At 63.2% G+C, this 13,415-nt stretch carries 11 protein-coding genes; 8 read left to right on the top strand and 3 right to left on the bottom strand.

What is annotated here, in order from left to right:
* Window positions 1–28: 28 nt before the first annotated feature.
* The gene (locus K8I04_07260; protein MBZ0071509.1) at window positions 29–481 is read right to left on the bottom strand and encodes a DUF4124 domain-containing protein; all 453 of its coding nucleotides are present in this window, start codon (window positions 479–481) and stop codon (window positions 29–31) included.
* A gap of 276 nt (window positions 482–757) precedes the next feature.
* Between K8I04_07260 and K8I04_07255 the strand changes: the two genes are divergently transcribed.
* The 5 genes from K8I04_07255 (at window position 758) to pssA (ending at window position 5,805) form a co-directional block, all read left to right on the top strand.
* The gene (locus K8I04_07255) at window positions 758–2,452 is read left to right on the top strand and encodes an acetolactate synthase 3 catalytic subunit (protein MBZ0071508.1); all 1,695 of its coding nucleotides are present in this window, start codon (window positions 758–760) and stop codon (window positions 2,450–2,452) included.
* A 117-nt stretch (window positions 2,453–2,569) separates the two neighbouring features.
* A complete protein-coding gene (ilvN, locus tag K8I04_07250) occupies window positions 2,570–3,061 on the top strand; it encodes an acetolactate synthase small subunit (protein ID MBZ0071507.1) in 492 nt (163 codons plus the stop codon).
* A gap of 128 nt (window positions 3,062–3,189) precedes the next feature.
* Window positions 3,190–4,206 carry a ketol-acid reductoisomerase gene (gene ilvC / locus K8I04_07245; GenBank protein MBZ0071506.1) on the top strand — a complete coding sequence of 339 codons (1,017 nt, stop codon included), beginning with the start codon at window positions 3,190–3,192 and terminating at the stop codon, window positions 4,204–4,206.
* Between the two features lie 58 nt (window positions 4,207–4,264).
* Window positions 4,265–4,879 carry a phosphatidylserine decarboxylase gene (locus K8I04_07240; protein MBZ0071505.1) on the top strand — a complete coding sequence of 205 codons (615 nt, stop codon included), beginning with the start codon at window positions 4,265–4,267 and terminating at the stop codon, window positions 4,877–4,879.
* A gap of 128 nt (window positions 4,880–5,007) precedes the next feature.
* Window positions 5,008–5,805 carry a CDP-diacylglycerol--serine O-phosphatidyltransferase gene (gene pssA / locus K8I04_07235; protein ID MBZ0071504.1) on the top strand — a complete coding sequence of 266 codons (798 nt, stop codon included), beginning with the start codon at window positions 5,008–5,010 and terminating at the stop codon, window positions 5,803–5,805.
* 11 nt (window positions 5,806–5,816) lie between these two features.
* Here pssA and K8I04_07230 read toward each other — a convergent pair whose 3' ends face one another.
* Complete coding sequence (locus tag K8I04_07230; GenBank protein MBZ0071503.1) at window positions 5,817–7,883, bottom strand: PAS domain-containing protein; 2,067 nt, start codon at window positions 7,881–7,883, stop codon at window positions 5,817–5,819.
* Between the two features lie 40 nt (window positions 7,884–7,923).
* A complete protein-coding gene (locus K8I04_07225; GenBank protein ID MBZ0071502.1) occupies window positions 7,924–8,544 on the bottom strand; it encodes a transglutaminase-like cysteine peptidase in 621 nt (206 codons plus the stop codon).
* Between the two features lie 168 nt (window positions 8,545–8,712).
* Here K8I04_07225 and K8I04_07220 point away from each other — a divergent pair, with 168 nt between their 5' ends.
* The 3 genes from K8I04_07220 (at window position 8,713) to K8I04_07210 (ending at window position 13,394) form a co-directional block, all read left to right on the top strand.
* Window positions 8,713–10,038, top strand: a complete 1,326-nt coding sequence (locus K8I04_07220; GenBank protein MBZ0071501.1) for a tetratricopeptide repeat protein — start codon at window positions 8,713–8,715, stop codon at window positions 10,036–10,038.
* Window positions 10,039–10,346: 308 nt separating this feature from the next.
* A complete protein-coding gene (locus K8I04_07215) occupies window positions 10,347–11,342 on the top strand; it encodes a hypothetical protein (GenBank protein ID MBZ0071500.1) in 996 nt (331 codons plus the stop codon).
* A 501-nt stretch (window positions 11,343–11,843) separates the two neighbouring features.
* A complete protein-coding gene (locus K8I04_07210) occupies window positions 11,844–13,394 on the top strand; it encodes a 2-isopropylmalate synthase (protein ID MBZ0071499.1) in 1,551 nt (516 codons plus the stop codon).
* Window positions 13,395–13,415 lie beyond the last annotated feature (21 nt).

Genomic DNA, 13,415 nt, shown 5'->3' with positions numbered 1-13,415 from the left:
CGAATCCCGAATCCCGAATCCCGAATCCTTAATCGCAGAACTCCCCGATCTGCTTCTGTGCCTTATCGATGCGCTCCTGGCGCTCTTCAGCGGTCGGATAATAGGCGACACCGTCCGGTCCGATGATGCGCCGGTTGCCGCCGGTGGTAAGCAGTTTCAGGTTCTCGCGGGCGGCCTGGCAATTCGCCTCGCGGCGCTTGGTTGCGGCCGCCGCCTCCCGCTCTTTCTCCGCGGCCTCGTTCCTGGCCTTGTAGGCCTCGTCCTGCTTCTGCAGCAGTTGCTCCAGCTGTTGTTGGGCCCGGTCGGGGTCCACCGCAGGGGGTGGTGGCGGGACCACGGTCTGGTAGTCGCGGCCGGGTGGCGGGAACTGGCTGTATTGTGTCGTGCCGTTCTCATCCACCCATTTGTACATGGCCGCCTGGGCCAACCCGACACCCAGTAGCCAGCCAGCCAGAATCCAGCCGGAACGCAGCCTGTTCATATGCGATGACCCCCGTTTGTTGTCAGACCCGCCGGATGACACTGCCGGCCAGCTTACGTGGCGTGCTCCGCGGGGAGCAAGGCCACCGGTCACGAATATGGCGGCCGGCCCCGGGTGATCTGATGCTGGTGCCCCTTGACCTGAGCCGCTAATATACGTAGCTTCCGGCGTTCAGCCCGCGTCAGGCGGCCAGCCTGTTGAGCGGGCATTTTTGTTTATCCACAACGAATTAGCGGGATCGCCCCCGCCAAACCAGGTTCGCAGGAGAGACTGTTCGTGGAATTGACCGGTGCCGAGATCTTCGTCCGCTGTCTGCAGGATGAGGGCGTGGATATCATCTTCGGGTATCCCGGTGGCGCGGTGTTGCACATCTACGACGCCCTGTACCGGCAGGACAAGGTGCAGCACATCCTGGTGCGCCATGAGCAGGCCGCGACCCACGCCGCCGACGGCTATGCGCGCGCCACCGGTCGCCCCGGCGTGGTGCTGGTGACCTCCGGCCCGGGTGCGACCAACGCGGTGACCGGCATCGCGACGGCCCACATGGACTCCATCCCGATGGTGGTGTTCACCGGCCAGGTGCCGACGCCGCTGATCGGCAACGATGCCTTTCAGGAAGTCGACAATATCGGTATCACGCGACCCTGCGTGAAGCACAACTTCCTGGTCAAGGACGTGCGCGATCTCGCCGAGACCATCAAGAAAGCCTTCTATATCGCCAGCACCGGCCGCCCCGGTCCGGTGGTGGTGGATATCCCCAAGGACGTGAGTGCACAGCGCTGCGAGTACAGCTATCCCAAGCGCGTCACCGTGCGTTCCTACAACCCGGTGGTGAAGGGTCACGCCGGCCAGATCAAGAAGGCCGTCGAGCTGCTCCTGACCGCCAAGCGACCGATGCTCTACACCGGCGGTGGCGTGATTCTGGACAATGCCAGCAAGACACTCATCGAGCTGACGCGGCTGCTCGACTTCCCGATCACCAACACCCTCATGGGGCTGGGTGCCTACCCGGCGACCGACAGGCAGTTCGTCGGCATGCTCGGCATGCACGGGACCTATGAGGCCAACATGGCGATGCACAGCTGCGACGTGCTCATCGCCATCGGCGCGCGCTTCGATGACCGCGTGACCGGCAACATCGAGAAATTCTGCCCAACCGCCAAGATCATCCACATCGATGTGGACCCGGCCTCCATCTCCAAGAACGTCAAGGTGGACGTGCCCATCGTCGGCGGTGTCGACAACGTGCTCAAGCAGATGATCAAGATGATCAAGGGGAGCGCTGAACGGCCCGATGCCGGGGCGCTCCAGGCGTGGTGGACGCAGATCGACGAATGGCGGGCGATGGACTGCCTGAAGTTTGACCGCTCCAGCGAGCTCATCAAGCCGCAATATGTGGTGGAGACGCTCTACAAGGTCACCAAGGGCGATGCCTACGTCACTTCGGACGTGGGTCAGCACCAGATGTGGGCCGCGCAGTTCTACAAGTTCGACAAACCACGGCGCTGGATCAACTCCGGCGGCCTGGGCACCATGGGCTTCGGTTTCCCAGCGGCGATGGGCGTGCAACTCGCCTACCCGGACGAGACGGTGTGCTGTGTGACCGGTGAAGGCAGTATCCAGATGTGCATCCAGGAGCTGTCGACCTGCCGCCAGTACGGGCTGCCCATCAAGATCATCAACCTGAACAACCGCTACCTCGGCATGGTGCGGCAGTGGCAGGAGTTCTTCTATCAGAAGCGTTACGCCATGTCGTATATGGAGTCGCTGCCGGATTTCGTGAAGCTCGCCGAAAGCTATGGCCATACCGGCATGCGCATCGAGAAGCCCGCCGACGTGGAAGGTGCGCTGAAGGAAGCCATGAAGATCCGTGACAAGGTCGTATTCCTGGACTTCATCACCGACCAGACCGAGAACGTCTACCCGATGATCCCGGCCGGCGCGGGTCAGAACGAGATGATTTTGATTTGATGCACATTAACCACGAAGGACACGAAGGATACAAAGGAAAATATTGTGAAACCATTTTCTTTTGTCTCGAATCACCTTCGTGTCCTTAGTGTCCTTTGTGGTTAACAGAGAACAAATATGCGGCATATCATTTCCATACTGGTCGAGAACGAGGCGGGGGCATTGTCGCGCGTGGCGGGGCTGTTCTCGGCGCGCGGCTATAATATCGAGTCACTGACGGTCGCGCCGACGGAGGATCCGTCACTGTCGCGCATGACCATCGTCACGCGGGGCACGGAGTCGATCATCGAGCAGATCACCAAGCAGTTGAACAAACTGATCGACGTGGTCAAGCTGATGGATATGACCGAGGGGCCTCATATTGAACGGGAGATGCTGCTCATGAAGGTGCGCGCCGAAGGCGCCGCACGCGCTGAGTTGAAGCGCCTGGCGGATATCTTCCGCGGCCGCATCATCGACGTGACCGGGGCTAGTTATGTCATCGAGCTTACCGGCACCGGCGACAAGATCGATGCCCTCATCCAGGCCGTCGACCCGGCACTGATCCTGGAGGTGGTGCGCTCCGGCGTGTCCGGCATCGCCCGTGGGGAAAGGGCATTGCGCTTATAACTGGAGATACGAGAGGCAAGAGACAAGAGACAAGAGACAAGTAAAATCTAAACAAACGGTTTTTACTTGTCTCTTGCATCTTGTATCTCATCGAAAAGAATTACAGACGTTTCGGAGTAACAGCCATGATGAATATCTACTACGATAAGGACTGCGACCTGTCCCTGATCAAGAAGCGCAAGGTAACGATCGTTGGCTATGGATCGCAGGGTCACGCCCACGCCAATAACCTGAAGGACTCCGGTGTGGACGTGACCGTCGCATTGCGTCCGGGTTCGGCCTCCGAGGCCAAGGCCAAGAAGGCCAAGCTGAAGGTCAAGGACATCGCGGCCGCCGTGAAGGGCGCCGACGTGGTGATGATCCTGGCGCCCGACGAGCATCAGCGCAAGGTCTATGACGAAGCCGTCGAACCGAACATCAAAAAAGGTGCCACGCTGGCCTTCGCGCACGGCTTCAACATCCATTTCGAGCAGATCGTACCGCGCGCCGACCTCGACGTGATCATGGTCGCGCCCAAGGGGCCGGGCCATCTGGTGCGCTCAACCTATACTCAGGGCGGCGGCGTGCCGAGCCTGATCGCGGTGTTCCAGGATGCCTCCGGCAAGGCCAAGGGCGTCGCGCTGTCGTATGCCTCCGCCAACGGCGGCGGCCGTGCCGGCATCATCGAGACCAGCTTTCGCGAAGAGACCGAGACCGATCTGTTCGGCGAGCAGGCGGTGCTGTGCGGCGGTGCCACCGCGTTGGTGCAGGCCGGCTTCGAGACGCTGGTGGAAGCGGGTTATGCGCCGGAGATGGCCTATTTCGAGTGTCTGCACGAGCTCAAGCTGATTGTCGATCTGATGTATGAGGGTGGCATCGCCAATATGCGCTACTCCATCTCCAATACCGCCGAGTACGGCGATCTGACCCGCGGTCCGCGCATCGTCACCGAGCAGACCAAGGCGGAGATGAAGAAGATCCTCACCGAGATCCAGGCCGGTGAATTCGCCCGGGAATTCATCCTGGAGAACCAGGCCGGGGCCGCGACCCTGAAGGCCAAGCGCCGTATCGGTCGCGAGCATCAGATCGAGGAGGTCGGCGAGCGCCTGCGCAGCATGATGCCCTGGATCAAGGCCAACAAGATCGTCGACAAGAGCCGCAACTGACGTTCATCACGGGGCGCGCTATACTGCGCGCCCCATTTTCCATCCTCTGGCTTACTCCATGGCTGCAAGCCGCTATCCACTGATCGCCCGTGAGGGCTGGCCGGTTATCTTTCTGCTGGGTTGCGCGGGTGTCTTCGTGTTCTGGCGGATCGACTGGGCCTGGTCGCTGCCGCTGTGGGGCGGCGTGCTGATCCTGCTGTTCATGTTTCGTGATCCGCCTCGACAGATCCCCTCCAACCCGCAGGCCATCGTCAGCCCCGCGGACGGTACTGTGACCGCGATCGAGACCGTTACCGATCCCTATCTCGAGCGGGAGGCGCAGCAGGTCTCGATTCGTATGCCGTCCTATGGCGTGTTCAGCACGCGCGCCCCCGCGGAAGGGAAGATGCTCGAACCGCGCCGCATTCCGGCATCCGATGGTCATCAGGGCGTGTGGTTGCGCACCGACGAGGGCGACGATCTCGTCATTGTCATGCACCGTGGGCCGCTACACAACGCACCACGTTGTTATGTCGGCTTCGGTGATCGCGTCGGCCAGGGACAGCGTTGCGGCTTCATCACCCTGGGCTCCACGATCGAGCTGTATCTGCCAGCCAACTGCCGTATGAAAGTGCAGCCCGGCGATCATGTCCGGGCCGGCACCGACATCATCGGTCTGCTGGTACACAAGTAACTGTCGCGGGCGGATGCTTGCAAGTTGCGCGGTCTTCCCGCAGGCTTTTCCGTGCCTGGTGAACGCCGCTGGCCGATCGCGCCGGCCCTGTGCGGTGAACCTTCAAGTCAATCCTGCAGGATGGAGATATGGATCAGGAACCCGTCAATCCCAAGACGCGCCGCGGTATCTATCTGCTTCCCAACCTGTTCACCACGGCAGGGCTTTTCGCCGGCTTCTACGGCATCGTGGCATCCATCGGTGGGCGCTTCGACGTGGCTGCACTGGCCGTGTTCGTTGCCATGATCATGGATGGAATCGACGGCCGGGTGGCGCGGCTGACCAATACGCAGAGCGAGTTCGGCGTACAGTACGACAGCCTCTCCGACATGGTGTGTTTCGGTCTGGCGCCGGCGCTGATCATGTATCAGTGGGCCCTGCGCGACATGACGACCTACGGCTGGTTCTGGGCCAAGATCGGCTGGCTCACGGCATTCATCTATGCCGCTGCCGCTGCGCTGCGGCTGGCGCGCTTCAATGCGCAGGTGGAGGCAGAGGACAAGCGTTATTTCCAAGGACTGCCGAGCCCTTCGGCAGCGGCGGTGGTGGTGGGGCTGGTGTGGACCGGCGCGGATATCGGTGCGGAGGGCGGCGATCTCGTCTGGGGGGCGTTCGCGCTGACGCTGATGGCGGGTCTGCTGATGGTGAGCAACTTCCGTTACTACAGCTTCAAGGAACTGGGCTTCAAGAACAAGGTGCCGTTCATGGTGTTGCTGCTGGCGGTGCTCATCCTGGTGTTCGCCTCCATCGACCCACCCAAGGTGCTGTTCTTCGGCTTCCTCACCTACGCCCTGTCGGGCCCCGTGATCACCCTCTGGCGCATCCGCCAGCGCCGCCGCGCCCGGCACGACCCACCGCCGCAGGATGACCCGCACAGCGGGGAATGACACCCGGGACTTTAACCGCGGGTAATGGCGGCCAGCTCGCGGCTGTTTTCGGCGAGGTGGAACAGCGCCGCGACGACGTGGCGATCGTATTTGGCCTCCGACTCGGCGAGCAACTGGTCCAGGGCCTGCCGGATGGGCACGGCGTCGCGGTAGGCGCGCGGGCTCACCAGGGCGACGAAGGCGTTGGCGACGGCGAGGATACGCGCGGTAAGCAGGATGTCCCGGCCGTGCAGGCCATGTGGGTAGCCGCTGCCATCCATCAGCTCCTGCTTCTGGGCGATCGTATCCAGCACCGGCCCCTCGAACTCCAGGCTGGAGAGGATGTCACGGGCGTAGCGTACGTGTTCCTTCAACGCCTCCTGTTCTGCATCGGACAGCGTCCCGGACTTGGTCAGAATCTCCTTGGGTACGAAGATCTTGCCGACGTTGGCGAGATTGGCGGCCATATCCAGCGCCTGCAGCTCCGGTGTCGGCAGCTTCAGTTCGCGGCCGACGGCGACCGCCACGGCGGCGGTGCGCGCCGAGTGGTTGGCCGAATAGGGGTCGTGTTTGTCGACGGCGCGCATCAGCGCCATGATCAACTGGCGCAGCAGGTTGGCACGCTTGCGTTCGGATTCGTGCAGGGCAGTGACGTCATGCAGCACCACCAGGGTGGCATCACCCGAACCGGCCGGATTCGGCAGGGGCAGGGCGGCACACTGATACAGACCCTCGCGGTCGCCGACGATGAACGATTCGGGCCGGGGTTCGGCGTCGGCGGGGCGGCTTACACAGGCCGCCATGCGCTGCGCGGTGTCCGGACCGAAGACACTCGCCAGCGTCTTACCGATCAGATCGGCCTGTGGCACGCCGATGGCGGTCTCCAGTGCACGGTTGGCGAACAGCAGACGGCCATCGACATCGATCAGGAACAGGCAGTCCGAGAGCGTGTCGGTCACACCATGCAGCAGACGTGATTGTGTTTCCAGCAGGCGCGTCTTCTCCTGCAGGCGTTCGGCCATCGCCCGGGCGCGCACGCTGCTGCCGTGGCGCCAGGCAGCGATCAGGGCGGCGCTGATGAAGAACAGTGTGAGCAGGAATACGCTCAGCAAAAAGCGCCGATGGTCGTCGGATTCCTTCAGGGCCTCCTTGGCATCGGTCTTTTGCAGCAGCACCCAGGGTGCGCCGCTCAGCGGCCGGCTGCTCATGAGTACGGGCACACCGCGGTAATCGGACAATTGCGCGAACCCCCCGGGGGCACGCAGGGCGTGGGCGGCGGCGAGATCGGGCGTATTCAGCGCCAGCCGTCGCCGGGTCGGCGGGCTGCCGTCGGCCAGCGGCGACAGATAGACGACCATGTCGTCCTGCGCCCGCACCAACAGGGTCTCGTCGTGTGGCGTGGGGGTGCCGCGATTGGCGAGCAGGGGATACAGTTCGGTGGCCGGTTTGAGGCCGTACAGCACGCCGACCGGGCCGCTCCCGGTTTCCGCCTGCAATCCTGCTACCGCGCCGACCGGCACGACGAAGCCGACGGTGGCCTGAGCGGTGGCGTTGAGGCGCAGATCGCGCAGCGCCGGCCGGTTGGTATCCAGGACCTGCTCGATCCGGACGCGATCCTCGGGATCGATCGGTGGCATGCCAGGCGTCGCCACCACGACGCGGCCCTCGTGATCGAGCAGTGCCAGGCCGCGGGTTCCGGTGGCGGGGACATTGGCACGAATCACCGGCTCGGCCTCGCCGGGCATGTGATAGCCGTTGCGCTCCGCCGCGGCATAGATGAGGTTGCGCAGATAGCCGAGCTGCGCGGGTTCGATGGACGGATCGCTGGCGGCGGCCGCTGCCAGTTGGCTCAGATAGAGTTGCAGGGAGGCGTTGTTGGCCAGTTCCTGCAGGCCGCTGAACTGCCGGGCGAGCCAGTCGTCGATGGCTGCGGCGCGTGTATCGGCGACCAGCCCCAGGCGGATCCGCCAGTCGGTCAGGTCGCGATCTCGCTCCAGGTCGAGATAGGAAAAGATCAGCCACAGGCCGCCGAGTACCAGCACGATCAGGATCGTCACGCCGGCGAGTATGGGGGTGCGTGGAGAGCGAGGCAGATTCAACAGGGCAGTCCTTGGGTATTGTTGTCGTTCGTCGGTGCGGTCATAGCCTGGGCGTGTGTATCCACCAGTGCGCTTCGTTGATGGAATAGACCGGCACGTAGTGGATGATGTCGTTGTGCCGGACCACCTTCTCGATCTGATTGTCCAGTATAAAGATCTCGCCGTCCTGATAGACCGCCAGCACGGCATGCGGGATACGCAGGTTGGTATCCTGCAGGACGACGATGCGCAGCCTGTCGGTGTCGATCCCCAGCCAGCGCAGCGAGAACAGCTTGGTGATGGCGTAGTCCTCGCAGTCCCCGCCATTGTAGAGAAATTCGCGCGCCACGGCCCAATAGTCCTCGATGCCGTAGTTGTCGAGGTCCAGAACGTACGTCTTGCGGTTGGCGTACTCATTCACACGCTGCAGCTGCTCGGCACGCGGCAGGCTACGGATGGAATCGAGGAAGGTCAGCCAGGCACGCAGATGGCAGCGGTTGAAGTGTGCCTCATCACAGTCGGCCTCGGGGACGTCGAGCCGGAGATGGCGTTCCAGGGCCGCCAGCCATTGCCGGAAGGGTGCAAGATCGGTCTGCTCGGTCTCGGCATGGCCAAACAGCGCCGGGGGTGTTCCAGGGTTCGCCGCCACGCCAGCGCTCCAGCTGCCCGCCGCGAGCCACATGAGCCCGAGGGCGATGGCCAGGGTCGCGCCGGCACCCTGCCTGCGGCATGGTCGACGCCCCGTCATTGCTGGACACCTTGTGGTTTCGGTAACATAGGCCTTTCAAGAACAAGCCGAAGTGGGGGCTCGCCTCCGCCGGATTACACCCGACATAACAAGGGGGAGTCAATGCAAAGGGATATCACCCACGCGGTGGGAGGGTCGTTGCTGGGCTTGATCGGTGGCCTGGTGATGGGGGCGGTCAGTGCAGTGGCCGTCGCCCAGACGGATGGGGCCGACGCGGTCGATGCGAACGAAGAACTCTTCAAGAAGGGCATGCAGGCGCTGGAGGATGACCGACTGAAATCGGCCATCGAGGCCTTCCATTCCATTCTGAGCGATCAGCCGAGTCTGCACCGGGCACGCCTGGAACTGGCCGTCGCCTACTATCGTGCCTTCCGCTACGACGAGGCCCAGAGGCTCGCGCAGGAGGTGTTGGACGATCCGACCACACCCCCCGAAGTGCGCGTGACCATCCTCGCCTTCCTGGCACAGCTCAAGCAGGATCAGCAGAGCTTCGCCGTGCGCCACCACGTGGAGCCGTCCATGTCGCTGGGCTACATGTACGACTCCAACGTCAATGTCGGTCCGGCGTCCGACGTGGTGCAGATCGGTGATCAGACCCTGACCCTGGTGGAAGGGAGCGAGCGCAGCGACAGCGCCGTAGTGCTCGGTGCCGGCGTCACGCACCGCTATCAGCCCGGCAAGACCTTCGAGGTTGGTGAGCGGACGGCGCTGTTCCTCTGGCAGAGCGATCTCGGTCTGTACCACCGCGAATACGATACCGAAGGCGAGTTCAACCTGTCGGTGCTGTCGGCGAGTACCGGTCCGGCCTGGGTGGTACTGCGGCACTGGCGCGCCAATGTGGCGGTGCGTGCCGAGTACATCTGGCTGGGCAATGCCAAGCTGGCGCTGTTCACCTCGCTGAACCCGGCTGTCACCTGGCAATTCAAGGATGGCGAACTGACCTGGGACGCGACCGTCACCGACCGCAACTATGCGGACGACCGGCCCGTTGCCGAGGGCGGTGACGCCGGCCGCGAGGGTACCTACTGGGCGACCGGGCCATCGCTGGGGCATTACTTCATGCAACGCAAGCTGGCAGCGCAGGTGGGCGTGCGGGCCGTCCAGTTCCGTGCCGACGACGACCGCTTCGGCTACGACGGCTACGATGCCTTCGCCGGCGCCAACCTCAAGGCCTGGACGGGCGGCTCGCTGTTCGCGCGGCTCAGCTACCGTGATCTGGACTATGACGGTGTCGAACCGATACCCGGGGTAGCGCGAGATGAGACCGAACGCCGGGTGTCGATCGGTTTCCAGCACGAGTTCCGCGATGGCTACCTGAACAAGTGGGCGCTGAGCGGCGGGCTGCAGTACACCAAGAACGAATCCAATATCTCGATCTACGATTACGATCGGCGCCAGTTCATGTTGAATCTGGGCAAGACCTTCTGAGTACAGGACGGCACCGCCGAGCGTCGGATTTCTTAACTGGAGGTTATTGATCTGACGCCCGGCATAAAATATATCTGCTTGTTATATAAATATTTATCCTCTGGTCGGCGCCGTCTTTATAGAGCAATAGTCGGATAAACTTACACTTCCGGTTTTCCAGATCCTTAGTGGTTAGCGTGTAACACACTGTTTTAGAAAGGTAATAATCTTTTTTGTGACGTATGGCGCAAAACTTGCTCTCCTCTCGGCAAATCCATTGGCGCGCCGTGTTCCGCGCAGGCCGTGAATAGATACCGGGGGAGACTCGTATGAACTTCAGCAAGCCGTTGCTGACATTGGGTATTTTTGCTGCTTTGGCCGGTATTTCGGGGGGTGCCGCAGCTGTCGCCAAGGATGCGGATGACGATTCCGTATACCGCTGGGGTCGCTGGGCGGTACTGGCGCCAGCGGCGGGGACCGAAGACCTGCTCGCCTTCGCCCCGGCGGGAAGCAATGATCTCGACCGCTGCGAGGCCGCCGCGAACTGCCCCGAGCCCCAGGCGGAGGCCGAGCCGGGACCCACGCCGGAACCCGTCGTTCAAGTCCCCTGTGCAGCGGGTGCGGCCTGCGGCTTCACCCGCATCGATCGGCGCAACCCCGACGGTTCGACGGACGACAGCACCACCGGTCTGTTCGCGCTCGAACTCCAGGCCGACGGTGAGGGCGGTGGAACGGTGGGTTTCCGTGTGAATCCCGGCGAACCCGGCGAGATCGCCTCGGGGGATCTGCCGGCCACGATCGGGCCGACCCGGTTCCGCTCCACGGATCTGGATGATCCTTCGCAGGCCGGTGGCCGCATCGTTGCGGGTGAGACCGATATCGTGGAAGGCTTCTGGCGGCAGATCACCGGGTCTGCGCTGGACGGTGAATTCAGGGTGGGTACCGCCGCGACCGCGGGCGAGATGGCCGCGCTCATGGACCAACTCGACCTTGGCGGCGCGGTCGTCGGCGTCTATGAAGGGTCGACGGCGAGCAGCATGCGCGGCGCGACCGATGTGCGCATGACCATGAATTTCGGTACCTCCGAGTGGACCGGCCAGTTCACGGGCTCCCAGGTCCAGTTCGACGCCGGTGGCCAGATCCAGGATTCGGGCTTCGTGTCCGATGCCGCCCGCTTCAGCAGCAATATCGCCACCGGTACGGTCCAGGGTGCGTTCGTGAACGCCGGCCATAACGCCATCGGCGCCTTCGAGGTGACGGACACGGCCGGTATCCACGATGCTGACGTCTTCAACGCCGGCCTGCAGCCAATGTCACCGCGCTGAGGCGACGCGGGGTGCGTCAAGGTGTACACCCCGCGCCATAGTGGGCCGCTGGCGGCGACGTAGCGACGACTGAAATTTTCAGGCATCTCCCGGCCAGGAAAGACACGGAACGAGAAACCCGCCATAGCGTCTGCTTCCATGCTCTCCCCATACCTCGCAGAGTGGGATGGTATAACCGCGACACCGCCCCTCTTGGCAGGACGCCAGCACGTGGTTTATAGTCGGGCTACGTTCATTCAGACGGAATCGAGCAACTCCTTCGACATGGCGCACATGCCCCACAAGCCGATCACCTCGCCGCCACGCGCCCTGCGTGCCGCGATTGCTGGCCTGCGCCTGAACCTCCTGCTGCTGCCCTAGGCAGCGCATACCTTTCCCCTTTATTTCATTGAATTTTCCACCGCCCGGCGCGCAGACCGGCACATGCTCTGTTATATTGACGCGCCAGGTGGGACCCCCCGGCCGGACCCGGCGGCCGGAACCCGATGGAGTCAGACAGCTATGAGTCAGCCAGACAAACTCATCATTTTCGACACGACCCTGCGCGACGGCGAACAAAGCCCCGGCGCGTCCATGACCCGCGATGAGAAGGTCCGTATCGCCAAGGCGCTGGAGCGCATGCGTGTGGACGTGATCGAGGCCGGTTTCCCGGTCGCCAGCCGCGGCGATTTCGAGGCCGTCGAGGCCGTCGCCCGCGCCGTGCGCGACAGCACCGTCTGCGGGCTCGCGCGCGCGCTCGACAAGGACGTCGACTGTGCCGGCGAGGCGCTCAAGCCGGCCAGCAGCGCGCGTATCCATACCTTCATTGCGACCTCACCCATCCATATGAAGCTGAAGCTGCGTATGGAGCCCGATCAGGTGGTCGAGCAGGCAGTGCGCGCCGTCAAGCGGGCCCGACAGTACACCGACAACGTGGAATTCTCCCCCGAGGACGCTGGCCGTTCAGAGTTTGATTTCCTCTGTCGCATCATCGAGGCGGTGATCGACGCCGGTGCCCGCACGGTCAACATCCCGGATACCGTCGGCTACAATCTGCCGCAGCAGTTCGGTGAACTGATCCGGCGGTTGATCGAGCGCGTGCCGAACTCCGACAAGGCAGTATTCTCCGTGCATTGCCACAATGACCTCGGCCTGGCGGTGGCGAATTCGCTGTCCGCAGTGCTCAACGGCGCGCGTCAGGTCGAATGCACCATCAATGGCCTGGGTGAGCGCGCCGGCAACGCCGCACTCGAGGAGGTCGTCATGGCGGTGCGCACCCGCCGCGACCTGTTCTCCTGCGATACCGGCCTCGACACCACCCAGATCATGACCTGTTCGCGGTTGGTGTCCTCGATCACCGGCTTTCCGGTGCAGCCGAACAAGGCCATCGTCGGCGCCAACGCCTTTGCACACGAGTCCGGTATCCATCAGGACGGGGTGCTCAAGAGCCGCGAGACCTACGAAATCATGCGCGCCCAGGACGTCGGTTGGGCGGCCAATCGCATCGTGCTGGGTAAGCATTCGGGCCGCAACGCCTTCCGCAGCCGGCTGGTCGATCTCGGCATCGACTTCGCATCTGAGGAGGCCCTGAACGAGGCCTTTGCGCGCTTCAAGGATCTGGCCGACAAGAAGCACGATATCTACGACGAGGACCTGCAGGCGCTGGCCTCCGAGGCGCAACTCGCCGCGGAGCACGAACGCTTCAAGCTGGTGGCGCTCAAGGTCTGCTCAGAGACGGGCGAAATCCCTTTGGCCGAGATCACCCTGGCGGTCGATGGCGAGGAGCTGCATGCGTCGGCCCGGGGGAGCGGCCCGGTGGATGCATCCTTCCGCGCCATCGAGGCGATCGTTGCGAGCGGCACCGAGCTGCAGCTCTATTCGGTCAACAACATCACCAGCGGCACAGACTCGCAGGGCGAGGTGACGGTGCGGCTGGAGAAGGGCGGGCGTATCGTCAACGGCCAGGGGGCCGATACCGATATCGTCATCGCCTCCGCCAAGGCCTACATCAATGCCCTGAACAAGGTATTGGCGACGCCGGCGCGCGAGCACCCGCAGCTGGGGGATGTATGACAAGGGCAGGTGCTAGGTTCT

It is taken from the genome of Gammaproteobacteria bacterium (genome assembly GCA_019911805.1).
In the GTDB taxonomy this organism is placed as follows: Bacteria; Pseudomonadota; Gammaproteobacteria; order Thiohalobacterales; family Thiohalobacteraceae; genus JAHJQQ01.
Note: the sequence above shows the minus strand (reverse complement) of the source record. Positions and strands in the feature narration are given on the sequence as shown.